The 25,916-nt window shown below is 67.7% G+C and carries 17 protein-coding genes; 12 read left to right on the forward strand and 5 right to left on the reverse strand.

Annotated elements, in window-relative coordinates:
* Nucleotides 1–220: 220 nt before the first annotated feature.
* The 6 genes from G9272_RS17830 (at nt 221) to G9272_RS17855 (ending at nt 6,134) form a co-directional block, all read left to right on the forward strand.
* On the forward strand, nt 221–1,696 hold the full coding sequence (locus tag G9272_RS17830) for a beta-1,6-galactanase (protein ID WP_171397507.1): 1,476 nt from the start codon (nt 221–223) through the stop codon (nt 1,694–1,696).
* A gap of 76 nt (nt 1,697–1,772) precedes the next feature.
* Nucleotides 1,773–2,801 (forward strand): hypothetical protein, encoded by a 1,029-nt coding sequence (locus G9272_RS17835; RefSeq protein WP_171397508.1) that lies wholly within the window; start codon nt 1,773–1,775, stop codon nt 2,799–2,801.
* A gap of 273 nt (nt 2,802–3,074) precedes the next feature.
* Nucleotides 3,075–3,314, forward strand: a complete 240-nt coding sequence (locus G9272_RS17840; RefSeq protein WP_171402044.1) for a hypothetical protein — start codon at nt 3,075–3,077, stop codon at nt 3,312–3,314.
* 38 nt (nt 3,315–3,352) lie between these two features.
* Nucleotides 3,353–3,754 (forward strand): very short patch repair endonuclease, encoded by a 402-nt coding sequence (locus G9272_RS17845; RefSeq protein ID WP_171397509.1) that lies wholly within the window; start codon nt 3,353–3,355, stop codon nt 3,752–3,754.
* Complete coding sequence (locus G9272_RS17850) at nt 3,751–4,746, forward strand: DNA cytosine methyltransferase (RefSeq protein ID WP_057600362.1); 996 nt, start codon at nt 3,751–3,753, stop codon at nt 4,744–4,746. Before G9272_RS17845 ends, G9272_RS17850 begins: the two co-directional genes overlap by 4 nt.
* A gap of 11 nt (nt 4,747–4,757) precedes the next feature.
* On the forward strand, nt 4,758–6,134 hold the full coding sequence (locus G9272_RS17855) for a DNA cytosine methyltransferase (protein WP_171397510.1): 1,377 nt from the start codon (nt 4,758–4,760) through the stop codon (nt 6,132–6,134).
* Between the two features lie 21 nt (nt 6,135–6,155).
* On the opposite strand, the gene G9272_RS17860 is transcribed toward G9272_RS17855, so the two are convergent.
* The 3 genes from G9272_RS17860 to G9272_RS17870 are packed head-to-tail and all read right to left on the reverse strand — an operon-like array spanning nt 6,156 to nt 10,183.
* The gene (locus tag G9272_RS17860) at nt 6,156–7,034 is read right to left on the reverse strand and encodes a DUF6339 family protein (protein WP_171397511.1); all 879 of its coding nucleotides are present in this window, start codon (nt 7,032–7,034) and stop codon (nt 6,156–6,158) included.
* Complete coding sequence (locus G9272_RS17865; RefSeq protein ID WP_171397512.1) at nt 7,031–8,026, reverse strand: hypothetical protein; 996 nt, start codon at nt 8,024–8,026, stop codon at nt 7,031–7,033. Before G9272_RS17865 ends, G9272_RS17860 begins: the two co-directional genes overlap by 4 nt.
* Nucleotides 8,027–8,029: 3 nt before the next feature.
* Complete coding sequence (locus G9272_RS17870; protein ID WP_171397513.1) at nt 8,030–10,183, reverse strand: helix-turn-helix transcriptional regulator; 2,154 nt, start codon at nt 10,181–10,183, stop codon at nt 8,030–8,032.
* A gap of 928 nt (nt 10,184–11,111) precedes the next feature.
* On the opposite strand from G9272_RS17870, the gene G9272_RS17875 reads away from it, so the two are divergent.
* From G9272_RS17875 to drmB, 4 genes are read left to right on the forward strand one after another with little or no spacing between them, the layout of a single operon-like run.
* A complete protein-coding gene (locus G9272_RS17875; RefSeq protein ID WP_171397514.1) occupies nt 11,112–15,875 on the forward strand; it encodes a DEAD/DEAH box helicase in 4,764 nt (1,587 codons plus the stop codon).
* Nucleotides 15,872–17,773 (forward strand): UvrD-helicase domain-containing protein, encoded by a 1,902-nt coding sequence (locus G9272_RS17880; RefSeq protein ID WP_171397515.1) that lies wholly within the window; start codon nt 15,872–15,874, stop codon nt 17,771–17,773. The genes G9272_RS17875 and G9272_RS17880 overlap by 4 nt, the downstream gene beginning before the upstream one ends.
* Nucleotides 17,770–21,018, forward strand: coding sequence for a helicase-related protein (locus tag G9272_RS17885; protein WP_171397516.1), 3,249 nt, complete (start codon nt 17,770–17,772; stop codon nt 21,016–21,018). The genes G9272_RS17880 and G9272_RS17885 overlap by 4 nt, the downstream gene beginning before the upstream one ends.
* Nucleotides 21,015–22,880 (forward strand): DUF1998 domain-containing protein, encoded by a 1,866-nt coding sequence (drmB, locus tag G9272_RS17890; protein ID WP_171397517.1) that lies wholly within the window; start codon nt 21,015–21,017, stop codon nt 22,878–22,880. The genes G9272_RS17885 and drmB overlap by 4 nt, the downstream gene beginning before the upstream one ends.
* Nucleotides 22,881–23,098: 218 nt before the next feature.
* On the opposite strand, the gene G9272_RS17895 is transcribed toward drmB, so the two are convergent.
* On the reverse strand, nt 23,099–23,761 hold the full coding sequence (locus G9272_RS17895) for an ATP-binding protein (RefSeq protein WP_253267846.1): 663 nt from the start codon (nt 23,759–23,761) through the stop codon (nt 23,099–23,101).
* A gap of 215 nt (nt 23,762–23,976) precedes the next feature.
* Between G9272_RS17895 and G9272_RS17900 the strand changes: the two genes are divergently transcribed.
* Both G9272_RS17900 and G9272_RS17905 read left to right on the forward strand, forming a co-directional pair.
* Nucleotides 23,977–24,825 carry a helix-turn-helix domain-containing protein gene (locus tag G9272_RS17900; RefSeq protein ID WP_171397519.1) on the forward strand — a complete coding sequence of 283 codons (849 nt, stop codon included), beginning with the start codon at nt 23,977–23,979 and terminating at the stop codon, nt 24,823–24,825.
* Nucleotides 24,822–25,034: a DUF397 domain-containing protein gene (locus tag G9272_RS17905; protein WP_253267847.1), complete on the forward strand. Its 213-nt coding sequence runs from the start codon at nt 24,822–24,824 to the stop codon at nt 25,032–25,034. Before G9272_RS17900 ends, G9272_RS17905 begins: the two co-directional genes overlap by 4 nt.
* Nucleotides 25,035–25,064: 30 nt before the next feature.
* Here G9272_RS17905 and G9272_RS17910 read toward each other — a convergent pair whose 3' ends face one another.
* The gene (locus tag G9272_RS17910) at nt 25,065–25,916 is read right to left on the reverse strand and encodes a helix-turn-helix domain-containing protein (RefSeq protein WP_171397520.1); all 852 of its coding nucleotides are present in this window, start codon (nt 25,914–25,916) and stop codon (nt 25,065–25,067) included.

The raw sequence follows: 25,916 nt of genomic DNA on the forward strand, positions 1-25,916 counted from the left end.
CACGGGCGCACGGACCCGCAAGGGCACGGGCGCACAGACCCACGGACCCACGGGCCCACGAACGCACGAACGCGCCGAGAACAGACGCACTGAGAACAGACACACAGACGCACTGACGCACGCACCGGTGCACTGCCGCACACACCCCCGTGCACCGACGCATCCGACGACGCCGGTTGGGACGACCGGCGGTCGATCGCTGTCACGAAGCGGAGAAGTCATGATCCGACGCAGAACACTGCTGGCGGCCACGGGCGGCGCGCTCTTCGGAAGCGCCCTCGCGACGGGCACCGCCCACGCCGACGCGACGATTTCGGTCAACCCGTCGACGACGTACGGAACCTGGGAGGGCTGGGGCACCTCCCTCGCCTGGTGGGCGAACGTGTTCGGCGCCCGGGACGACTTCGCCGACATCTTCTTCACGACCAAATCGGTGTCCTACAACGGCAAGACCCTCCCCGGTCTCGGCCTCAACATCGCCCGCTACAACCTGGGCGCGTGCAGCTGGAACACGGTCAGCGGCTCGAGCATGGTGGCGTCCGCCAACATCCCCGCGTTCAAGCAGATCGAGGGCTACTGGCAGGACTGGAACAACGAGGACCCCGCCTCCTCGGCCTGGGACTGGACGGCGGACGCGGCACAGCGCGCGATGCTGGTGAAGGCGACGGCGCGGGGCGCCACGACGGAGCTGTTCGCCAACTCCCCGATGTGGTGGATGTGCTCGAACCACAACCCGTCCGGCGCCTCGGGCGGCGGCAACAACCTCCAGACCTGGAACTACCGCCAGCACGCCTCCCACCTGGCGGCGGTCGCGCTGTACGCGAAGTCGAACTGGGGCGTGAACTTCGCGACCGTCGACCCCTTCAACGAGCCGTCGTCGTCCTGGTGGACGGCGACCGGCACGCAGGAGGGCTGCCATATGGACGCGACCGTGCAGTCGGCCGTACTCCCCTACATGCGCAGCGAGTTGGACAAGCGTGGTCTGACGGCGACGAAGATCTCGGCGTCGGACGAGACGAGCTACGACCTCGCCCGCACCACGTGGAACTCCTTCTCCTCGACGACGAAGGGGTACGTGAACCGGGTCAACGTGCACGGCTACCAGGGCTCGGGCGGCCGCCGAGACCTGCTCTACACCGACGTGGTGACGACGGCCGGCAAGGCGTTGTGGAACTCGGAGACGGGCGACAACGACGGCACCGGCCTGTCGATGGCGAGCAACCTGCTCTACGACTTCCGCTGGCTGCACCCGACGGCCTGGGTCTACTGGCAGGTCATGGACCCGTCGACGAACTGGGCGATGATCGCGTACGACGCGAGCACGCTGGCGGCGGGCGCGGTCACGACGAAGTACTACGTGATGGCCCAGTTCAGCCGGCACATCCGCCCCGGCATGACGATCCTCGACACGGGCGTGAGCTACGCGGCGGCGGCGATCGACAAGACGGCGAAGCGCCTGGTGATCGTCGCGGCGAACACCTCGTCCTCCGCCCAGACCCTGACCTTCGACCTCTCCCGCTTCACGACGGTGACGGGCGGCTCGTCGGGCCTGGTCCCCCGCTGGAACACCGTGACGAGCGGCTCGGGCGACCTCTACACGGCCCGCTCGGACACCTACCTCAGCGGCAAGACGATCAGCGTGCCGTTCGCGGCGGGCGCGGTGCAGACCCTTCAGGTGGACGGGGTGACGATCTAGGGAGCGCGAGCCGGGGGTCGGCCCCTGGCCTGCACCTATCTCCTTTTTGTCAGCGGCGGGCAGTACGGTGTCGTGCATGCGCCCCGACACGCCTGCCGAGAACGTCGACCACACCGCCGAAGCGGCACGCCTGGAGCGGACCGCCGGCCTGTATCCCGAGGACGCGGAAGCCCTGCTGTTGCAGGCCGCGGCCCACCTGGAACTGGCCGGCGACCGCCCCGCCGCGACGACCTTGTACGACCGTCTCCTGTCCTCCTCCGAGGGTCCGGAGAACCTGGACGCCCCCCACCTGGTCCGCGCCCTGAAGGCCGCCAACCTGTGGGAGTACGGCCACGAGGCCGAGGCCCGAGCCATCATCGACGGCATCCGGGCCGCGGCCCCCCGCGACCCGGCCCCCTGGGTGATCGTCGCGGAGTCGCTGGAAGCCCACGACGAGCTGGAGGCGGCGCAGAAGACGTTCACGGAGGGGGCGACCCTGCTCCTGGCGGACGTGCCGGAACCCCCGCACGCCGCCCACCCGCTGCTCTTCGGCCGCCACCGGGTACGCCGGATGCTGGGCGCGGCCCACGACGAGTGGGACCTGCTGGCGGACACCCTCCACTCGCTGCCCGTCTCCCTGGACGAGCTCCACGACCCCAAGCGCGTCTGGTCCCTGGGCTCGGACAACCCGGCGGAACTGGAGGCGGAGATCTCCCGCCTCCGCGCGGAGCTCGGCGCGTACCGGGAGGAGCTGTCCCGCCCGTTCCCGGTGGCCGTCCTCCACTGGCCGGCGAGCGAACTGGCGGAACTCGTCGCCGCGTACCCGTCCTTGGCGGAGGAGTACCCGTCTCACGAGGAGCACCTGGCAGGCATAGAGGCGTCCCTCACCGAACTGGCCGCCTCGGGCACGGCCAACCTCGGCATCGTGACGGGCACGGTGCCGTCCTACGAGGCCTTCGCAGCCTCGGAGGGCACGTCCCCGTCCGACACGGACCTGCTCCCGCAGTACGCAACGACACTGGCGGCGCGGGGGCGGGCAGCGGGGTGGCCGCCGGAGCGGGGGGCTGGGTGTTGGTGCGGGTCGGGGGCGGCTTATGAGGAGTGCCACAGGGGAGCCGCCCTATAGCCAGGCGACAGCAGGGCCGTGGACACGTTCCGTGACCCCGAAATCGGCCTGGGCGGCTTCTGACCCTCAAGGGAAGATCACCAGCACCACGTTTCCCATCATCTACGTCGAGGTCCTGGTGCAGGACTGAGCTAGGGGTTGATCGCGCCCGTCAAGCCGGAAGTCCGATCTACGGAGGTGAAGCTCGGTAAGACTTGAGCAACGCCTCAAGCGCGCCGGCAGAATGGTTTCGTGTCCGGTGCCGTTCCGTCCTCCCACTCTGTCTCCGCCCGCATGAGCCGCCAAGGCTCCCGCGATACGGCCCCAGAGGTCACCGTCCGACGTCTGCTACATGGCTCCGGCCTTAGCTACCGGGTCAACGTGCCTGTTCCTGGCATGCCCCGTCGAACCACCAACATCGTCTTCAGCACAGCCAGGATCGCGATCTTCCGGGACGATTGCTTCTGGTACGGCCGCCCGAACACGCAACGCACTCGAGTGACGACAGACGTTCGTGAGGCCCAACGACCGTGAACAGCGTGATGCCCTCCTCTTCCGGTGTCTCAGCCCGCATGAGCAGACAGGTGAGCAAGGACACGGGAGCCGAGCTGGCCGTGCGCCAGCTGCTGCACGCGGCGGGGCTGCGTTATCGCGTGGAGTACCCCGTTCCGGGCATGCCCCGCCGCCGGATCGACATTGCTTTCACCGGAGCCAAGATCGCGGTCCTCATCGACGGCTGCTTCTGGCACGGCTGCCCGCAGCACGCCACTTACCCGAAGGCCAACGCGGAGTGGTGGCGACAGAAGCTGGACCGGAACATGGCCCGCGATCGGGAGACGACGGAGCATCTGATCGCGGAAGGCTGGACAGTGCTGCGGTTCTGGGAGCACGAGGCTCCGGAGGAAGTGGCCGTGCGGGTGGGGGCAGCCGTGGAGCGGCGTCAGACGGAACGGACCAGGGGGAGAAGAGAATGAGTGGGCTGACCTTCGTGGATGTGTGCTCCGGGGCGGGTGGGCTCGCCCTCGGACTGGAGCAGGCGGGGTTCGAGCCGCGCCTGCTGCTGGACGACGACGAGGCCGCCGTCAGGACCCTGCGGATCAACCGGCCGCAGTGGAACGTGCTTCACACCGACCTGCTCGACTTCGACCCTGCCGAGCACCGTGTGAGCCACGACGTGGATCTCCTCTCGGCCGGCCTGCCACGAGTGAAGTCGAGTGCGACCGTCCGGCGGGCGGATTCGGGTGTGGAGGAGCGGCTGTTGGAGGCCACGGTCTATCTCGTCCATGCGATCAGACCTCGGGCGGTACTCATCGAGAACGTTCCCGGGCTCGCTCACGCGGACGAGTACCAGCAGTTTCGTGACTTCGCCCGGGCCGAACTGACCCACCTGGGATACGAGTTCAGTTGGTTCGTCATGAACGCCGTCGACTTCGGCGTACCGCAGAGCCGTAAGCAGGGCGTTCTGGTAGCCGTGGAGCGGCAGCGTGCCAAGCCCTTCCGGCCGCCGACAGCAACCGTACAGCGGCCGACGACGGTCGGTTCCGCCTTGGGGCCGTCCATGGCCTCACGCGGTTGGCAGGACGCCGCCCGTTGGGCCGCGCAGGCCGATCGACCGGCTCCGACGCTGGTCGGCGGCTCGAAGAATCGGGGCGGCGCCGACCTGGGGCCGACGGGAGCCAAGCGGACATGGGCGACCATGGGCGTCAACGGTCACACCGTGAGCGACGAGATCCCCGGTCCGGACTTCGTGTGGAATCCCGAACTCGGCAGGGACAACATGGTGAAAATCACGGCTGCGCAGGCGGCGCTGTTGCAGGGCTTTCCTGAATCATGGGAGATCACCGGGCTGAAGACCGCCCGGTACCGCCAGATCGGGCACGCGACGCCGCCGCCCGTCGGAAATGCCCTGGGCCAGGCCATCGCCGAGGCACTGGATGCGGATCCGACGATCTTCATTGCCGGCTAGACTTCCGCCACATGACCAGCACGGCGTCTCACCAGTCCATCCTCGACAAGCCCTTTGTCCTGGATCTATTCGCAGGTCCCGGCGGGCTGGATGTCGCAGGCCGCGTGCTCGACATCCCGAGTCTCGGCATCGAATGGGACAGGAGCGCGTGTCTCACGCGATACGCAGCAGGGCTGGACACCCTCCACGCCGATGTGAGCGCGGTACGCAGGGACGCCTTCGAGTCACTGCCACCAGAGATCAACGTGCTCGCCGGTGGCCCACCCTGTCAGACGTACTCGGTGGCGGGGCACGGCTCCGGGCGGAACGCACTGGACGAGGTCAAGAAGTACATCGAGCGTCTGATGAAGGGCGACTCCGACCAAGCGATCGACGAGGATCTGAAGACGTTCAGCGACGATCCGCGCACGGCGATGGTCCTCGAGCCTCTGCGGTACGCCATCCAGGCGACGAGGAGCCCCAACCGGGACAGGCGCCCCTACGACGTCATCGTCTTGGAACAAGTCCCCGCCGTCGAGGCGCTCTGGCACCACTACGCCAAGGTGCTGAAGGAGATCGGACTGCCCGACGGAACCAAGTACGAGGTCGTCGTCGATGTCCTCGACACCGAGACGTACGGGGTACCACAGACGCGGTCCCGCGCCGTGCTGATCGCACGGCGGGAAGGGCTCGGTGAGCCCTCGCTTCCCCGGGCAACTCACCTTCCCTACGTGGCGAAGGAATGGAATCGAAGGAGTGACCAGGCCACGGGTCAGGTCCTTCAGCCGCCTCTTGACGACGACATCGCAGCGGAAATCGAAGAAGGCAGGAAGACGGGCAAGGAAGCTGAGGAAGCCCCTCAACACTGGAGGTCCATGGGTGAAGTGCTCGCCGAGCCGGTGGGCACGCATCCGGGGCGTGTCACTCCCTTCCTGGTCCGCTCGAACTACGGAAGTTCAGGCAACCCAGGGCGACGTGGGGTGCGGAGCCACCAGCAGCCCGCCACCACCGTCACCGGCCGTATCTCCCGCTTCGTGGTCTTCCAACACCTCGACGAGAACATCGTCTACGAGGGCGCGCGATTCAGCATGAACGAGGCGGGGATGCTACAGAGCTTCCCGCCGGACTATCCGTGGTCCGGTACGGCACGGGCCCAGCAGGTGGGCAATGCCGTGCCGCCCCTGTTCGGTGCGCACCTGCTGAGCGCCGCGCTCGGCATTGCCGCCCCAGCCCCGGAGGTACTGAGGGAGCCGTGGCAGCCGGCCACGGAGGAAAAGCGGGCCAAGCTGCGAAGCCACGGCTGCGGGGCCACTGACGACTGCACCGCCCGGTGCCCGGTGCCCGAGGACCAGACGCCGCCCCGCTCTTCCGCTCGCCCGCGCAAGAACAAGAAGATGTCGGCACAGTAGCTCGCGAGCAATGGAGCCAGGTCAATCCTCGCTCTTCCTGCCTCTGACCGGCGCAGTCTCGAACAGCTCCGCGAAGTAGTCGGTGAGCGCAACCACGGACTCCTCCCGGACGGGATCCTCGTCAGGCCCGTCTGGGAGACGGCGTCGATCGACGGGTGGTGCCGATCCCGCCTCCGCGATCCAATCCCGCAAACGAGCGGGGTCCCGAGGCTCGTCCGGTGCGAGGACGTCGTAGACCAAAGTCGCTCCGGCCGCGTTGATCGCGACGCTGAGGCCGAAGATCTCTCGCCCAGTGGTGACCTGTCCACTCTTCAGGAGTCGGACCAAGGCCTGAGCGGTGGGGCGATGATCGATCAGCTCCATCCGGAGAACCGTGTGGATGAGGTCCTGGTTTCCGCAGGCCGCCTCGACCGGGTCGTAGTCCCGCCCGTTTCGGAAGAGCTCAGCCGCCCACCACAGACGGGAGAAGCACTGCCGGTCCGCGGGGCCGCGGAAGCGCTCTGCGGCAATGCGTCTTTCCGGCTTGTTGGCCGTCGGCTCCGACAGGTGCCGCCAGGCGACGTAGTCAGGGGCCACAGCCAGGGCGATGTGGTTCCACAGACGCTTGTCTGCCGCTTCTCGCCGCGTCAGACGCAGGGTGGCGTGGAGACGTGTGGCCAGCCATGCGTCGGCCCGCGTGCGGTCCTCCCGGAACTCGTACATGGCGTCTTCCACCAGGCTGCGGACCGGCTCGACCAACCACCTGGCGTCGTCCTCCGGGAGGGGTTCGACGACCTTGGCGAGATCGATTCCGCCGTGCACCTGTTCGCCTGTGAGCAATTCCTGCGTGAGGAACGGATCGACAGCCGAGGTGGCGAGCAGCGCCAGGCGCTCGGGTACGTGGTTCGGTGCGGTGATCACGTCTCACTCTCTCGGTTCATCTGTTCCAGACTGCGGATAGCGTAGGCAAGCGCCCTGGTGGCATCTGCACGGCGGACCGCCGCGTAGTGGATGCGGGTCTGGAGTTCCACCCAGCCCGAGTCCCCGGTGCGGCGGCGATGGACCTGCCGTAGGGCCTCCTCGACCTGCACGCCGGGAAACACATCCGGGAGCATTTCCCGCAGCACCTCGCCCTGCCAGTCGGTCGGGAAGACGGGGCCGCTGCCGGGTTCCACCTCCAAGTCACCGATGGCACCGTGGAACACCGCGGTCCAGACGTCGGTGGCCATCTGGGCGACCAAGAGGTCACGCACCTTGCTGTCCACGCCGGAGCCGCTGCTGTCCAACAGCCCGATGACCCCCTCGACATCCGTGTTCACGAACACGGTGGGGACTCTGGCCGAGGTGTCCACGAGCCAGGGCGCGTCCGCGTAAGCCTGCAACCACTCCCGGGAGCTCTTCCTGAACGAGGCTTTCTGCACGTCTAGTTGGAGCCCACGGACCGGGTCGTCGGAGACCGTGTCGACGATCCAGCTCCGATCGGTCTCCGCGATCGACCGTCCGTGTACTCCGTCCACCGTCCCGACGGCGTAGACGGCGAGGGAGGCCCGACCCAAGTGATCGTCACGGAGCACCTCCAGGGGGCCCGACCAGTCACGGCCGTCCTCCGCGTCACGCGTGAGGTCCACAGAGGTGCGGACATTGGTCTCGCCGTCCGTCAGAACGGCGAGGACGCGCAGGTCGGACCAGGCCGCGTCCGGCGCGTTCGCGCCGGGCGGCAGCGTCGCCGAGAGGTCGATCGTGGCGCTCACCCAGTCGGTGTGGCCCGCGATGCCGAGTGCGACCGTCTGCTGCTGGGTGGAGTACGCGGTGGTCTCCAGTTGGTCGCGGGTGCCGTCGGAGAGCCTGAGGGACACCGAGGTCACTCTGAGAACGACCGGCCGGTTGAGCCGCTTGTACGGGTAGATCTTCACTCGTCACTCCCCCTTGCCGGCGCGGAGTTCGAGGACGAGACGGGTGAGAGCAGTCCTGACCGGGTGGCTGGTGACATCGGTCGCCCCTCGGAACTTCGCGCGACGTGTGCCTGGCGCGAAACGCAGGATCCCGTCCTCCACCTCACAGCCCTCGACGGCCACCAGTTCTGCCCAGTCCAGTTTCGGGCGGCCGCCTGAGCGCACGTCGAGCTGGGCGACCGGCATCATCGGGACGATCTCGTCACCGCGCGGAATGCTCACTTCCGCGGTGATCCGCCACTCACCGTCGTCTCCGACCGTCGCGTCGAGCCCGGCCAGGACGGGAACCACCGGCCCGGACGGCGCCTTGGCCTTGGGCCTCGTCTTCACTGTCAATGCCTTGCGCAGCGCCTCACCGCCTTCGCGGCTGCCGCGCTTGGGCCGCGCGACGAGTTCTCTCACCGCGCTGTTGACCTCGGTGGTCAGTGTGTTGATCCGCCGGTACGCGGAAGGTGACCAGCGCAGGGTCAACTCCTCGGTCTGCCCCCAGCGGTCATGCTCGGGCGGTTCCGCCGCGCGCAGGAATTCCTCGGCCTCCTTCGCGAACGGAACCGATTCCCCGGCTGCCTCGCCCACCAGGAGAACGGCCTGGAACGGGTTCGTGCCGAGCGGCAGGTTCGGGACTCCGGCCGTCTTGACGGTCATACGGTTGCCCCGCAGCGAATGCACCTGGTTCTTCGCTCCGTCCCCGTTCTCGGCGTCGGTGGCCAGGTCGGTGAGCAACAAGACCGCTTGGTGTGTCCCCAGGGTCCCCCGGGCACCTCCGGACAGCGGCAGTTTCAGGGGAACACTTCGCGCCGCCACCTGGCCGGCCTCGAGCAGCCGGTCCACGGTGGTGCCCTCGTAGTGCGCTCGCAGGGCACGGGTCCGAGCTGGCTGTTCGGCGGACGGGTCCACCTGCTTCTCCGGTACAACCACTTCGCCGTTGCGAAGGGCACGAACGGAGACCTCCAAGAGGGGAAGTCTGTTGCCCCCACCGGTCATCGCGGCCCAGAAGTCGCGCCCCAGCGCCTCGACCAGACGTCGGTGCATCCTACGGATGTCGCGCGTGTCCTCGACGCCCTCCTCGTCCATGGTCTCCTCGTCGACATCGGCCCCGTTCTCCTCAAGGCTGGCCACGTCGTGCGCGCCGACGATGAGGAAGGACGTGCCGGGTTCGACGCCCTCCCGGGCGAGATGCAGACGAGCGACGGTCGCCTCGTCCGCCCAGAAGGAACGGGCGACCATCGCGCCGGGAGAATCGGGGTCGGGGCGCCCGAACCAGGCGGGGCCCGCGTACGGCTCACCGTCGACCTCCCGCCAGGGCAGTTCGAGACGTCCGATGACGCGCCGCTCCGTACGTCCCTCATGGGGCACGGACAGAGTGGAGTTGACGAGTACGAGCCCCAGGGCACTCGTGGCCCACAGGGTCGCCTTGCCCAGGCCGTATGAACCGCCCGCACCGTGCCCCGACTTGAGACTCTCCAGTTGCCGCCTGACCACGGCGGCGAACTTGCCGTCCGCGTAGTCGTCTCCGATGAGCCCTGACGCGTTGTAGTCATCGACCCGCAGCAGGACCAGGCGGCCCTTCTCGTACATGTCACGCACTCCGGCGTCCACGACTCGGCCGACCTTCTGACTTCCCGCGCCCTCCGAGACGGCGGAGTAGTGGGGGAAGAGGTCGTTCCAGAGGATCGCCTCACGGAAGGCGTCGAGCGTATCTCCGGTCAGCTCGTGCAGGGTGTAGCGCACCCTGACAGGGCGGCCGTTCTCGGTGAGACGTTCGTCGAGGCTGTTCTGGCAGGTCTCTCGGGCGAGTACCTGCACGTCGGCGTCGAACGCGAAGGCCGCGGCATTGCCCAGGTCACGGCCGCCGTCGGGGTACCCGGGGCGGTGGTACCAGGTGATCGGAAGACCGGCCTGGGTATCGGTGGTGCGGGTGTGCACCGTGCCGAGGTCCGTGCCGAGCGCCTTGGCGATGTCAACCATGACAGTCGGGCGGGGCGTCGACCTTCCGGTGATCCACGCGGAGACGGCAGCTCGAGTGACCCCGGCCTCCTTGGCCAGTTCGGCCTGCGTCTTTCCAGCGAGTTTGAGCTGACGGGCCAGCCAGGGCCCGAACTCCTCACCTGTGTCCAACGGTGCCTCCACCTGCTCTTCCCCTCGAGGTCGCCCAGGGCTCGCGGGCGACTGACCAGGAGGCTAATTTGACACAGCGAACACTGTCAACCAACAGTTGATCGGACCTGAACGCCAGGATTACTTGGACCGGTGGCCGAGTTGCCCTACTTTGCACCCTTCTGCCCCGAAATCCACATGCGGAGCGCCCAACTCCGCGCCATCGAGGCGGAGTTGGGTTGACCCCTCGATCACCATTAGGTATTCTGAGGAATGGTGAGACTTTCACCCTGCTCGCGAACTCGGACGGCAAGTCGAGGGAATCGGGTGGCCTGTCAGACGTATGTCAAAAATCAGCATCAAGGGTGAACTTGCAGGTCTAGACCAAATTCGTACAAGCGCCTCCTCGTTCAAATCTAACTACTAGTCAGGCGAGCATGAGGCCTGCTAGGTTGATTTCGGCGAAACGTTTTACCCGAGATTCTCACACCTTTTTTCCGCGAGGGGTCGATCGTGCCTTCATGTACCCCTGGAGACGATGCGACAGGGGGACCTGACATGGATGGAAACTACGGCTACGACCTCGATTCGGGACGCGGCATGAATTCGCTTCTTCTGGACATGCACATGGGAATAATCGCACCCAAGGAAGTGGCACACCTACTGAAGGGCCACCCGCGCGAAGACGAATTCTGGGCCCATTGCCCCCAGCTGAGGGACGACACCTTCACTTCAACCTGACCCCTGTCCCATCACCTCCTGCGGGCATGGGCCCACAGAGGAGAGCTCTCGCACTACCGCCTTCACCAGCACAAACGTGCCGAGGCGGCGATCACGCATCCGCTGACACCACTCGGACGCCCATGGGCCGGCTGTACGAAGTCGACGACAGCCGGCCCCTCAAATACACTTTCGCCCGGATCTTTGACATCTCAGGAGTGCAGGACCAGTGTCGTCTTCATTGTCTCCGGTGATTGAAACCGTAATCGAGCAATCTTCCCGTGTCCTCAAAACATATGCCGTGGATCCCGGGCTCGTAGCCGAGCACGCCAATGGAGAGCGCCGTATCACCCAGGGCGGATATGGCGATCGCCAGCTTTTCGAACTCGTCCAGAACGCGGCCGACGAAATCGCCGACGAGCCCGGCGGAAGGGTTCACGTTGTCCTCACTAAAACCCATCTGTACTGCGCGAACGAAGGAAGTCCGGTCACCGCTGAGGGTGCAGAGACAATTCTTCGGATGAGCATGTCGAAGAAGCGCGGAGGGCAGATCGGAAGGTTCGGTGTGGGCGTGAAATCGGTCCTCGTCGTGACCGACGCACCTGAATTCTTCAGCAGCACCGGAAGTTTCGGTTTCGACCGCGCCTGGTCGTACGAGCAAATCCAGAACGTGCCCGGCGTGGCCGCTCGATACGGTCCGAAATTCGATGCCCCAGTGCTACGGATGGCCCGTCCTCTCGACGCGCAGGCCGAGCGCGCCACCGACCCCGTCCTGGACGAGCTGTTGGCCTGGGCGACCACCGTCGTACGCCTGCCCCTGCTGCCGAAGGCGGACCGTCGGCTGGGTCTGGACATGCACGGCGGGCGCGCCAAAGAACACGGCGAGCCCCGCGACGAGTTTCCTGTGGGCTTCCAGCTCTTCTCACCACACGTCGCGAAAGTCGTCCTTGAGGACCGTAGGCACCTCCCTGCGGCTCGCCGGGTCCTGACCACGCGGCAGGCCGGCGACCTGCACACCGTGACGGAGGATAGGACCGGGAAGGCAAGCACCATCCGCTGGCGGGTGTTCACCACCACCCACACTCCCGGTCCAGCGGCCCAGGCGGACGCCGGTGAACTCCACGACCGCCTCTCGCTCGACCTCTCCTGGGGGGTTCCCGCCCTACGGAAAGATCCGGAGACCGGGCTGTACGTCAACCCGCAGATTCGTGGCCGCGGCAGGTTCTGGTCCTTCTTCCCGACCAAGTACGAGATGTCGTTGAGCGGCATCCTCAACGGAGCGTGGAAGACCAACGAGGACCGGCAGAACCTGCTCGACTCCTCACCCTTCAACCAGGAGATGATCAGGGTGTCGGCGGCGTTGGTCGTCGACTCGCTTCCCGCGCTCGCTCCCGCTGAAGACCCTGCTGCCTACCTCCCCCTGCTTCCCGGACGAGTCAAGGAGGCGATCAGCTGGGCCGACGAGTTCCTGACCCGGGAGATCTGGGCCCGTGCCGCGACCCGTCCGTCGCTGCCCGACCAGGACGGTGTGCTGCGCGCCCCCGCCGAACTGCGTATCCACCCCCGGTTCGACAAGAAAGACCTGAAGAGGTTGGCCGGGTGGCTGCGGACGTGGCACGAGTGCCCCGGTCGCCCCTCGAACTGGCTGCACCCGAGCGTCGAAACCGACTCCCTGCGTTCCGGAAAGGTCGAGCACATCCTCGACGCTGCCAGGCACGAGCGAGCAGACGTCCGTGCATGGCTGGAAGCTTTGGTCGAGAGCGGCACCGCCGAGGCCTCGGCGGCGGCGATCCGGATCCTCGCGAACATGATCGAGGTCGGCTCACCGTACGCGGAGGAGGCCCGCAAGGCGCACGTCGTGCTCACCGAGGAGCACGGTCTGGTCCCGCCCGTGCACGGTCGGGTGTTTCGCCGTGCGGAGGAGGGTGGGCTGCGCGAGTCCTTGGTGTACGTGGTCGACTCACTCGCCCAGGACGACTCTTTGGCACACGCGCTCGACCTTCTCGGGATCCGCGAGGCCGATGTGGAGGGGCGCTTCGTCAGCGTCCTCGACCAGGGCTTCGACGGCTACCGGGACGCCGAGTGGCAGCGGTTCTGGGAGTTGTTCCGTCGGGCTGGGATCCCCCGGCTGTCTCTCAAGGTCCTGGAACGGGTCCCCGCCCCCGGCTCGACGCTGCGCGTGCGCACCACCGACGGAAGGTTCCGGCCGATCGAGGACTGCATGCTTCCGGGCAAGGTGGTCGACGCGCGGCGTGACCCTACCGTCGCCGTCGACCTAGCCTTCCACTCCGACGACACCGCCTTCTTCAACCAGGTCGGCCTGCGAGACCGGCCCAGCACAGGAGTGCGGCCGACGGAGGGCGAGGCATGGTTCGAGGAGTACAGGGAGGCCGTCCACTCCGCCTATCTGCGCAGCCTGGACAGCCGCGCGCCCCGCCCTTCCCTGAACCGGATGAAGGTCGAGGGAGCCGCCATCGGGGGCCCGCTCCACCTGTTCCGCGCACTCTCCGACGAGTCCCGTGCCGCCTTCCTGAAGGCACTTCCCGACGATGCCGTGGTCGACAACTGGACACTCCAGATCGGTGCGCAGAGCGGCACCCGACAGGCCGTGATCTCACCGATCCGCTGGATGCTGCGGAAGTACGGCACGGTCGCCACCTCCCAGGGGATCAAACCGCTGAAGGAAGCCGTCGGTCCTCAGCTCACCGCTTATCGCGATGTGCTGCCGGTCGCCGACCTGTCGGCCGAGAAAGCCCGCAAGCTGCGGCTCCCGTCGACGGTCGACGAGGTTCCGGCAGATCGCTGGGCCACGCTCCTCGACGAGGTGTCCCGGAGCGAGGACGACTCCTTCGTGGGCACCACCTATGTGATGCTGACCCGGTTCGGCGCGGACTTTCCCGAGGACGCCCTCACCCGCTGCCGGATCGGCGACGCCTGGGGGACCCGTCCCGACGACGAGATCACGCTCGCCGTCGGGCCCGCCGAATACGGGGTGCTCCGCGCCGAGCAAGTACCCGCGCTGCTCGTGCCGACAGTCGAGGACGCCGATCTGATGGTCGAGAAGTGGGGGATGCACCGCTACAGCGACATGATCAGCCGGGAGACCCGTGAGGTGCTCGAAGGCGATCCTGTGCCGCTGGTCGAGCTGTACCCCGCCCTGCGCAGGCACCTCAACAGCTCCAACAGGAACAGCGTGGTGCAGCGGTGCACCGAGCTGGAGGAGGTCACCCGCACGCCCAACGGCACCCAGGCCACACCCTTGGACGCCGTCCGCCAGGACGGCGTCGTCAAGGTCCGTGTCCCGCTGGATCCCGAACCGATGCTCCGCCTGATCGACCGCGAACTCGCGTTGGGCCTGGGTGCCTCCGGCTGCCGGGCCGTGCTCGAACACCAGGACCGCATGGCCCGGGACAGTGCGATGCAGACGGCCCGGAAGGCCGTGCGCGACACCTCGGACGTGGTCACCAAGATCGAGCTGCTGGTCGGGGCGGAGGCGCTCCGGATCGGTCTCCCCGAAGGGTTGATGGAGGCGGAGCTGCAAGCGACCGACGGCGTACAGCCCTCGGGGCGGCGGATCGCGCAAATGGCTTTCAACGCCCACGGCGACGGTGTCCTCCATCAGCACGCCCGCGACATCCAGGGACGGTTCCCCGACGCCCCCGTCTCCTACACCGGCTCTTCGTCCGCCGTCGCCTTCGTGTCGGACCTGAAGCTTCCGGTGTCCTTCGCGGGCTCACGGACCCCAACCCCACCGGCGTTCGAGACCGTCGAAGGCCCTCGGGACTTCCCGAGCCTCCACGAGTACCAGGAGGACCTGGTCCGCAACATCACCACCATGCTGGACCGTCTCGCTCCCCAGCGCGGGATGCTGTCGTTGCCGACCGGCGCGGGCAAGACCCGGGTCACCGCCGAGGCAGTGATCCGCTGGGTCAAGCGCGTCGGCGACCTGAACGGACCGCTGCTGTGGATCGCGCAGACCGAGGAACTGTGCGAACAGGCCGTGCAGAGCTGGAAGTTCGTCTGGAGCAAGGTGGGTGCGGAGCGTCCGCTGACCATAAGCCGGCTCTGGAGCGGCAACGAGGTCGGGAACATCCTCGACCACCCGCACCTGGTGGTCGCCACCGACGCCAAACTGGATCGCTGCCTGGACACCGAACCGTACACATGGCTACGGCAGGCCGCGCTGGTGATCGTGGACGAGGCCCACACCGCCGTCTCCCCGCGATACACCGCGATCCTGCGGCAGTTGGGGCTCACCCAGTACGAGACCGGTCGGCACCTCCTCGGCCTGACGGCCACGCCCTTCCGCAACACCAACGAGGAGGAGACCCGTCGTCTGGTCGGGCGCTTCGGGAACCGTCGACTCGACGAGGGTGTCTTCCCGTCCGGTGATCCGTACCGGGACCTCCAGGAGTGGGGGATGCTCGCGCAGGTGGAGCACCGCACCCTGGAAGGCGGTCGGATCGAACTGACCCGTGACGAGAAGGCTCAGGCCGAACGGATGGCGATGCTGTCCCGTGCCGCCGAGCAGCGGCTCGCCGACGACCACGCACGCAGCCGGCGCATCGTCGACTCGGTGGCCGACCTGCCCGACGACTGGCCGACGCTGCTCTTCGCCACCTCCGTCGACCACGCCAAGTACCTGGCGGCCATGCTCAACGACCGGGGGATCCGATCCGCCGCCGTGGACGCGACGACCAGCCCACAGGACCGTCGTACACGCATCGAGAAGTTCCGTGACGGACGGATCCAGGTGCTCACCAACTACGGCGTACTCACCCAGGGATTCGACGCTCCGGCCACCCGTGCCGTGGTCGTGGCCCGGCCGGTCTACAGCACCAACGTCTACCAGCAGATGATCGGTCGTGGTCTGCGCGGTCCGCTCAACGGTGGCAAGGACACCTGCCTGATCCTCAACGTCAGCGACAACATCGCGAACTTCGACACCCGACTCGCCTTCACCCAGTTCGAGCACCTGTGGAGCAGAAAGTGATCGACGCCTACCTCGACAGCCCACCGCTCACCGATGAGCAGCAGGCCGTGGTCGAGCAGCCCTGGGACGCACGTGTCCTGGTCACCGCGGGGGCCGGGGCGGGCAAGACACACACGTTGGTGCGCCGGCTCGACGCGCTGTGCGGTCACGACGACCCCGACGAGGCGTTGGAGGCCGCCGAGATCCTGGTGCTCACCTTCTCCCGGGCCGCCGCCCGCGAGTTGCGCGAGCGCATCGCCCGGCACGGGGAGCGGGCCCGCCGGGTGCGTGCCCAGACCTTCGACGCCTGGGCATACGGGGTGCTCCTCCAGGCTCATCCGGACGGCGAGTGGGGTGCGGTCGGCTTCGACGAACGGATCGGCGCCGCGGCCCGGGCGATCGAGGAGGGGGCGCTGGAGGCCGGGGACGCCGTCCCACCCGCTCATGTCGTGATCGACGAGGTACAGGATCTGGTGGGCGGGCGTCGCGAGCTGGTGGAGACGCTGCTCGACCGGTACCAGGACAGCTGCGGCTTCACGGTCGTCGGCGACGCCGCCCAGTCCGTCTACGGCTTCCAGATCGAGGATCTGGCCGAACGCGCCGACGAGACCGGGCGGTTCTTCGACTGGCTGCGCGGCTCGTACCCCGACGAACTCGTGGAACTACGCCTCACGCGGAACTTCCGAGCCGTCACCCCCGAGGCCCGGATCGCGTTGGCACACGGCCCCCGGCTCCAGCAGGTCGCCGACGCGGACGAGGCGGCGACCGCTTACGAGGAACTGCGCGAACTCCTCCTGGATCCGGCGAACGATCTGGGCGACCTCACCGATCCGTTCACCTTGGACGGATTGCGGGCCTTCCCCGACACCTGTGCGATCCTCACCCGCGACAACCGACAGGCACTGGTGGTCTCCGGCCTGCTCCACGAGCACGGCGTCGAGCACCGGCTGCGGCGCCCTCTCGAAGAGCGGCCGGTGCCGTACTGGGTGGCCGAGTTGTTGCGCCGCACCGAGGCGACCGGCCTCACCGAGGAACGGTTCCGCTCGCTGCTCGCGGAGATCCCGCTGCCGTACGAGCCGGACGCGACCGTCCTGTGGACGGTGCTGCGGCGGGCCGCGCGCTCCGCCGGCCGCGGAGTGCTCGATCTGGAACGGCTGCTCCGCTCGGTCGCCGACGGCAGGTTCCCCGACGAAGCGGCCGACCCGGAGACCGCGCGCATCGTCGTCTCCACCGTGCATCGGGCCAAGGGGCTCGAGTTCGACCGGGTGATCGTCCTGACCCCACCGACCGTCGCCGAACTGCGCAAGCAGTACAAGGACGAGTTGGACCTCTCCGCCGAGGCCCGAGCCTTGTACGTGGCGATGACTCGCGCCCGCGAGGACCTGTACCACGCGCGGTCCCCCGAGCTGCCGATCATCAAGAGAGCGGGCGGCCGAAAGAACGGCCGCCGCTACGTCGGCGGATGGCGGTCGTACGACAGATACGGCGTCGTCGCCGAGGCGGGGGACGTCTGCCGGGACAACCCACCCGGCCACGAGAGCGACGCAGTGGCGACCCAGGCATACCTCCTGACTCAGATCGGCCCCGGGCAGGACGTCGTGCTGCGCAAACGCCACGATCTGCCGATGGGCGAGTACCAGAGCCCGCCGTACGCTCTGGTGCACGGAGGCCGGGAGATCGGTGAGGCGTCGGAGCGGTTCCGGGAGGAGCTGTTCCAGGTGCAGAAGGTGAACAGGACGTGGGACCCCCGGTGGCCGGACGAGATCCACGGCATACGGGTCGACACTCTGGAGACGGTGACAGGCAGCGCCGCCGCCGGCGCCAACGCCGGTCTCGGCGACCGTGGGGCGTGGATCGTCCCCCGAGTCACCGGCATCGGAAGGTATCGACGGGCCGACGAGGAGGAGCAGAGCGCATGACACAGGTGGCAGGCCGGCACTCCGAGCACTATCGGGTCCGGGACGAGGAACTGCTGGTAGGGCTCCGCCGCGAGCTTCTCGGTCCCGCTCCGGGCGCCGCGCCGGAGGACCGGGACGAAGTCCTTGCCGAGGACGCGCCGATCGACCGCTACCTGACCGGCGTCCTGTACCCGCGATCGGCCGACCCGACCGCGGAGCAGCGGATCCGTGAGGACGAGGCCGAGTACGAAGGTCTGGACGTCACCCCGCTGCGCACGCGTGACAGCGTCGAGGAGTCCGGTACCGCGCAGGAGGTGGGTGCCTCGGGCTCCCGCCGCCCCTCGTCCATGGGCCTCACCTTCGCGGTCGACCCGGCCATAAGCGACTCGATCGTGGTCTCGGCGCGCGCGGCCGTCTACGAGCCCACGGATCCGGAGGGCAAACCCATTCCGGCCCGCCGTGCCGAGGCTCGCACCACCTCCGAACAGCGGGAGCGGTGGCGACGCAAGGAACTCGTCCTTCCGGACGCCCCGGTCGACGTGACCTCACCCGCGCCCGACAAGAAGTTCGACCTCGGTGCGGGAGCTCTGCTGCGCGTCAACGTCCGACGCCCTCACCCGACCACCGGCACGGTCACAGTCACGGTCACACTCGTCAACACCCACCAGGTCGGCGAGCGCGAACTCCAGGACGCGTTCTCCCTGTTCCAGTGCGGTGTCACCGTCCGCGCGGCTGACGGGTCCACCGCCTTCGTCGAGCGCCCCGCCCCCGGCGCCCACGACGCGGAGGTCGCCACGAGCAGGCTGCTGCACCGACACGCACCGACCTTCGCCGTCGGCCACGGTTGCGCCGCCGAATGGGACTGGACCCCGCCCCCGATCGGCATGACCGACACCGTAACGGCCGCTGTGGCCGAGGTTCGGAGCGAGTTCGTCCCCAGCGTGGAAGTACTGCTCACCGACTCCAATCCGGAGAGCGACAGCCCAGCGCTGTCCATGCTGGGGCTGGCGGAGAAGTCCGACACCGAGGTCCTGGCCGCTCTGGAAAAGCTCGCCACAGGGTACGAGCGCTGGATCGAGCGCAAGGCGGCCGAGGCGGAGGCCTTGACGGGCGGCACCCACGAGGAGCCCGCACGGAATCAGGTGGAGGCCTGCCGCGAGGCGCTCGACCGGATCCGTGAGGGCATCGAGCTGCTGCGGACCGAGCCCGACCTGATGAGGGCGTTCCGGCTCGCCAACCGTGCCATGGCGGACCAGCGTGCCCGTAGCGCCTGGGTGAAGAGCGGACGCGTCGGCGCCCCCGACCCGGCCGCCGGTCGCTGGCGCCCCTTCCAGATCGCGTTCGTGCTGCTCTGCCTGGCCGGCATCGACGACCCCGGCCACCGCGACCGGGACGTCTCCGATCTGCTGTGGTTCCCCACGGGTGGTGGCAAGACGGAGGCCTACCTAGGGCTCATCGCCCTCACGTCCTTCCTGCGTCGCATCCGCAAGGGTGCGGACGGCGGTGGTGTCACCGTCCTCATGCGCTACACGTTGCGGCTGCTCACCCTCCAGCAGTTCGAGCGCGCGGCGATCCTGCTCTGCGCCATGGAGCACATGCGACGCCGCACACCCGAGTTGGGACGTGAGGAGTTCTCCATCGGCATGTGGGTGGGGCGCTCTGCCACCCCCAACACACTGACCGTGGCCGGCCAGAAGCTGGACGAGCTGCGCAGGAGCCTCGACAAGCGGCTCGCCACCGAGAACCCCGTTCAGCTGCATGCCTGTCCCTGGTGCGGCACCCACCTCGACGCCCGGAACTACGAGATCGACGAGCACGCCAAGCGGATGCGCGTTCGCTGTCCCGGCACGGATTGCGAGTTCACCGACGGTCTGCCCGTCCACCTGATCGACGAGGCGGTGTACAGCGCTCGTCCCACACTGGTGATCGCCACGGTCGACAAGTTCGCGTCGATGCCGTGGCGTCCGGCGACCTCGGCGCTCTTCAACCTCGACGACCTGGACGCCGGCACTCCTCCCCCGGAGCTGATCGTTCAGGACGAACTCCACCTGATCTCCGGCCCGTTGGGGACACTGACCGGCCTGTACGAGACCGCTGTGGACGCACTCGCGGGCCGGCCCAAGGTGATCGCCTCCACAGCGACCATCCGTCGCGCCGCCGACCAGGGCCGCCACCTCTTCGCTCGCGGTGTTCGCCAGTTCCCGCCCGCAGGTCTGGACTCCCGCGACTCGTGGTTCGCCGTGGAGACCCCGCGCGAGGAGAAGGCGAGCCGGCGCTACGTCGGCCTCCTGGCGCCCGGCACCAGCCAGTCCACCCTGCTGATCCGCACGTACGCCACGCTGCTGCATCGGGCCAAGCACGCGGAGACCGCCGACGAGGTGCGCGACGCGTACTGGAGTCTCGTCGGCTATTTCAACAGTCTCCGGCTGCTCTCCGCGGCCGAACTCCAGGTCCACGACGACGTGGTGGCCTATCTGGAGCTGCTCGCCGAGCGCGAGGGGGTGACGGTCCGCTCGGTCGCCAACTACTCGGAGCTGACCAGCCGTGTCGACGCCAGCGAGATTCCGACGCGTCTCAAGGGCATCGAGAAGAGGCTTCCCGACGAGGACACGGTGGATGTCCTCCTGGCCACCAACATGATCGCGGTGGGTGTGGACGTGGACCGCCTCGGTCTCATGGCCGTGATGGGCCAGCCGCAGACAACCGCCGAGTACATCCAGGCGACGAGCCGTGTCGGCCGCGCGCACCCCGGCCTGGTCACGGTCATGCTCAACTCGACCCGGTCTCGAGACCGATCCCACTACGAGAGCTTCCAGCACTTCCATTCGGCCCTCTACCGTGAGGTCGAGTCCACCTCCGTGACACCGTTCTCCGCCCGCGCCCGCGAACGGGGCCTTCACGCGGTGATCGTCGCTCTCGCCCGCATCCTGATCCTGGACGCTCGCCCCAACGAGGGTGCAGGCAAGGTCGAGTCCTACGAACACATTCTCCGGGGCCGTATCAAGTCCGTGCTCCTGGAACGCGTAGAAGCGGTCACCCCGGAAGAGGTCGAGGCCACGTCCCATGCCTTCGACGAGTTCGTCGAGTGGTGGTGCAAGGAGGCGAGCAACAACAGTGGCCTCCTCTTCGAGCCGAAACCGGGCAGTCGTGCCCCTTCCCTTCTGAAGGCGTACGACGACTCCAAGGACGTCAAGGCGTGGGACACGCTGTGGAGTCTGCGCGACGTCGACGCCGAGTCCACCCTGTTCATGGAGGGAACCCGATGACCCCACCCCCCGCCCGCCGTCGCCGGACCGGCGCACAAGGCTCCGCACCCGCCCACAACCTCCCACGGCGCGGTACGGTCCGGCGTGCCCAGGTGATCACCACGTACGGCATCGGATCGCTCATCGCCGTCGACCAAGAATCCTTCGTGGTCTCCGGCCTGGACGAGGCGGACCGGAGCTGGAGCGACAACGAGTCCCCGCGGATCCACGAACGGCGCTTGGCCCGCCTGCTCGACGTCGACCACTTCCGGCTGCCGCCCGCGTCCGACGACAAGAGCAGGGACGGCCTCAGGGTCAGGCGCTTTCCCTTGATGCACTCCTGCCCCGAGTGCAACGATCTTCAGCGACACCGTGACTTCAACCCGCCGGCCGGTCGTAGTGTCTGCGGCACGTGCGAGGCCGACCTCGTCCCCTCCCGCTTCGTCGTCGCCTGCGAGTCCGGACACCTTGGCGAGTTCCCGTACTGGCAGTGGGTGCACCGTTCCACGGACCGCAGTGCCGCGGCGGCCGGGCAGTGCGGGGGGAAGCTCAAGATGCGCACGTCCGGGCGTACGTCCTCGCTCCGCTCGATCCTCATCTCCTGCACCTGTGGCAAAGCCCCCGAGGTCTCGATGGAGGGCTCCTTCCGCAGGAACGCGCTCAAGGACCTGGGCCTCAAGTGTCATGGCACCCGCCCGTGGCTCGGCACGTCCGCCCCCGCTCAGGAGTGCGGGCTCCCTCTGCGCACGCTTCAGCGCGGTTCCTCGGCGGTGTGGCAGCCGGTGCTGAAGTCGGCGCTCTCCATCCCGCCGTGGAGCGACGGCCGCGCGGATCCGCTTGCCGAGCACTGGGAGGAACTCCGCAAGCTCGACAGCCGCGCGGAGGTCGAGATGTGCCTCAAGTTCGCGTTCAAGGGTGAGATCCCGATTCCGATCGACGAGGTGATGGAACTGCTCGACGCGGAGCGCGAGGAGGACTCCGACGGCGAGTCGGATCCCACTCTCGACCACCGCTACCGCGCCCTGCGCAACAAGGAGTACGAGCGTCTCCGCTCGGGCAACGACGAGAGTGAGCACTCCCACGAGGAGCAGTTCGTCTGCGAAACCCCGCTGGGCGACCAGAGCGTACTCCTTCCGCTCGGCGTCACCGGGCCGATGCTGGTCAAGAAGCTCCGCGAGGTACGCGCCCTGAAAGCGTTCACCCGGCTTGCAGACCCCGACTCGACGACCGAATCGAAGGAGATGCCACTCTCCGGCTCCCCCTTGCGCTGGCTCCCGGCCATGGAGGTTCGCGGAGAGGGAGTCTTCCTCCGCCTGGACAATGACCGACTGGGCACCTGGGAGAAGGCTGCGGCGGTCGCCGCACGGGTCGAGCGGATGCGCACCGCCCACCAACGGGTGCTGGAGCAGCGGGCAGGAGACCCGAGCAGTGTCGTACCTTCCCCGGCCACCCCTCGCATGGTGCTGCTGCACACACTGGCGCACGTCCTCATCAACGAGTGGAGCCTGGACGCGGGCTACCCGGCCGCTTCCCTGCGCGAGCGTCTGTACGCCGCCGACGACATGGCGGGGGTGCTCATCTACACCGCGACGAGCGACTCGGCGGGCAGCCTCGGCGGGCTCGTCGCCCAAGGTGAGCCGGACCGCCTCGACCGGGCGATCCGTTCAGCCGTCCATCGCGCCGAGTGGTGCTCCTCAGACCCGCTCTGCGTCGAGTCCGAGGCGTCGGGCACCGGCGGCACCAACCTCGCAGCCTGCCACGCCTGTGTGATGCTCCCGGAGACGAGTTGCGAGCACAACAACATCCTGTTGGACCGCGCGCTGCTCGTCGGCACCCCGGAAGATCCTCGCCTGGGCTTCTTCGCAAACGTTCTGGAGCAGTGACACCCGACCGGCCGTGGGACACCGACACCGAGCGGCACTCTCGACCGTCCACGTCTCGGCAGGGGCAGGGGCAGGGATCGGGACGGTGGCCGACGCTCCGATTCCGGTCCCTGCCGCTCCAGCCGTGCACGGAATGGTGTGGCAAGCAGTGGCTTGTCGCCCTGATGCGATGCGCTTCCGTTCGCCACCCACGAGGACGTCTCAGTGGGATTCCACCGTCACGCACTCGACCCACGACAGACCTCGTCGCCGCAGTTGTCCAGTTCGGCGTCATAGCGGGTCTGAGCACGATCCAAGGCTTCGTCCACGTCACAGCCGTGCGCACGGAGCCAGTGGAGGAAGTCCGTGATGACTGCGATCACCGACTCCTCGGCCGCGGCTCTGCCCACTTTCCCCGGGCCGGGCCTCAGGAGCGGATTCGCGCCCGAGTAACACTCCAGCAAGGCCTCGGCCCGCCCGACACCGGGGCCTTCCACGTACCCGTTCGGCGACGTGAGGCCAGTGACAAGCTCACACCACGTCACCTTTTGGTCAGCATGTAGCTGAACGCCCCACCGATCGGCGATGGCGTCCACGAGGGCCATGCCGCGCCCGGACTCCGACTCGACGTTCGCGTCGAGGAGGGTGGGCAGCGCCCGTGCATCAGGGTCGTGGACTTCGATGCGCAGACGAACGCCGTTCATCGACACCGCGAGCTTGGCCGGGGTCCCGGGGCCGACGTGGGTGATGACGTTGGACACCAGCTCGCTCATGCAGAGCTGGGCGTCGTCGACGACTTCCGCCAGGCCCCAGATGCCCAGATGCAGCCGCATGATCCGGCGCAGGGCCGCCACCTCCGTCGGCTCGGCGGTGAAGGCAAGGTCCCACGGTTTGCGCGTCATGCATGCGTGCTGACCCATGAGAGGCCCTTTCGTCGCAGGTGACACCCCATGGAGACACACAGCGTCACAGGGGATCACGATGAGTTGCGTTGCCTCAGAGTGCAGCCGGCGAATCCCTTCGTGCAATGTGCACGGCGAGAATCCCACTTCCGAGTGATTGGCAAGCCTGCCCCTTGGCCCGAGACTGAACGTCCGCTATCCAAAACGGGGTTGATATGGCCGGATCACCAACGGCACGCCGTCGCCGTCTCTCGATCGAGCTGAAGAAGCTCCGGGAACAGTCGACGCTCACCTGCGCCCAGGTGGGCGCCGGTCTCGACTGGAGCGGTTCCAAGGTCAACCGCATGGAGACGGGCAGCGGCCGGGTCCAGCCGTCGGACATAGACGCCCTCTGCCGGTTCTACGGCACCAGCGACGAACTGCGCGAGTTCCTCAAGTCACTTGCCCGGCAAGCCAAGATGCGCGGCTGGTGGCAGGTCCACGGCGCAGGTGTTCCGGAGTGGTTCAACATCTACATCGGCTTGGAGCAGGAGGCCTCGACCTTCCGTCAGTACCAGTGCGAGTTGGTGCCCGGCCTCATGCAGACCCACGCGTACACCTCTGAGCTGCACAAGACCGGTGCGCACATGTCCGCCGAGGACATCGACAGGGCCGTACAGGTTCGGATGGAGCGCCAAGCTCTGCTGAAGGGGGCGGACGCCCCCGAAGCCTGGTTCATCGTGAACGAAGGTGCTCTGCGCAACGTCATCGGGGACCGTGCGCTGATGCGCGAACAGGTCGAACATGTTCTGGACGTCGCTCAGTTGCCCGCCGTCACGCTTCAAGTCCTCCCCTTCGATTCCGGCACCTATCCGGCCACGGGCTCATTCACCATGCTGGGGTTTCCCGCCCCGGAGGATCCTGACATCGTCTACCGGGACGGCATCACCGATGCCGTCTATCTGGAGGGCGAGCATCATGTTCGTGAGTACACCCGCGCGTTCGACGGCCTGCGCGCCGCGGCCCTGAGCCCTCGGCGTTCGACCCACCTGATCGAAACGGTCTTGAAGGAATACGCAACGTGAGCATTGCAGTGCCCGGCAGGAAGAGCCGTCCGGCGTGGTTCACGTCGTCGTACAGCAACGGGGCGGGAGGGGAGTGCGTCGAGTGCGCGCTGATGGGCGACGGCGCGCTGGTGCGTGATTCGAAGAGGGCGGGAGGGCCCGAAATCATCGTACGAAGCGGGGCTTGGTCCTTCTTCATAGGTGCCGTGAAGCGCAACACCGAGCGCTGACGGCACCGCAGGCAACGCGCCGTTGCCGGATTACCGAAGCGCCTCGATCGCCCGCAGTATCAGAGCCCGGGCATCCGCCCCGTAGACGGCCATGCGGCGCAACCGCTCGAAAGCCTTGATGTACAGGGCGATCTCCGAAGGCTGGGTGATGTTCACCTCGGCGGAGATCAACTCGACGGACACGAGGGTGTCGTCGTGGACGTCGAACGTCTCCTGCGGCCAGAGCGTCCGTTCGCGGGTCGACATCGGGATGACGCCGAGGGACACCGCCGGGAGCGCCCCGGCGGTCAGCAGGTAGCCGAGCTGCGCCGCCATCGCGTCCGCGTTGCCGAGCTGGTAGTACAGCACTGCCTCTTCGACGACCATCACGAAGCGATGGCCGGGCTCGTGGATGATCCGGGAGCGCTGGAGGCGTGCCGACGCGGCTTCGGCCGCGTCGTCGGGGATGTCGAGAAGGCGTGCGTTGGTGCTCAGCAGCGCCCGCGCGTATCCCTCTGTTTGCAGCAGTCCGGGCACCAGGACCGGGGAGTACGTGCGCAGCAGGTCCGTTGCCCGGTACAGCTCCACGTAACTGTCCTGGAGCTTGCGAAGTCCCGCCCGCACGCGTTGCCGCCACTCGCGGTACAGGGACTCCGCGTCCTGGGAGGCCGCGATCAGATCCTCGACCTGGTCCTCGGCGCCGGTCGCACCGCACCACGAGCGGATGTCCGCGGGGGACGGGGGCGTCCGGGCATTTTCGATCCTGGACGTCTTGGCGTGGTGCCAATGGCATTGCGAGGCCAGCTCGGTGACCGTGAGGCCTGCGTTTCTCCTCAGGTCGCGTAGGCGTCGCGCCACGTTCTCGCGTGCGGCCTGGGCGGAGGAGGACGGGGAGATGGACAT

This window comes from Streptomyces asoensis (assembly GCF_013085465.1).
Taxonomy (GTDB): Bacteria; Actinomycetota; Actinomycetes; order Streptomycetales; family Streptomycetaceae; genus Streptomyces; species Streptomyces cacaoi_A.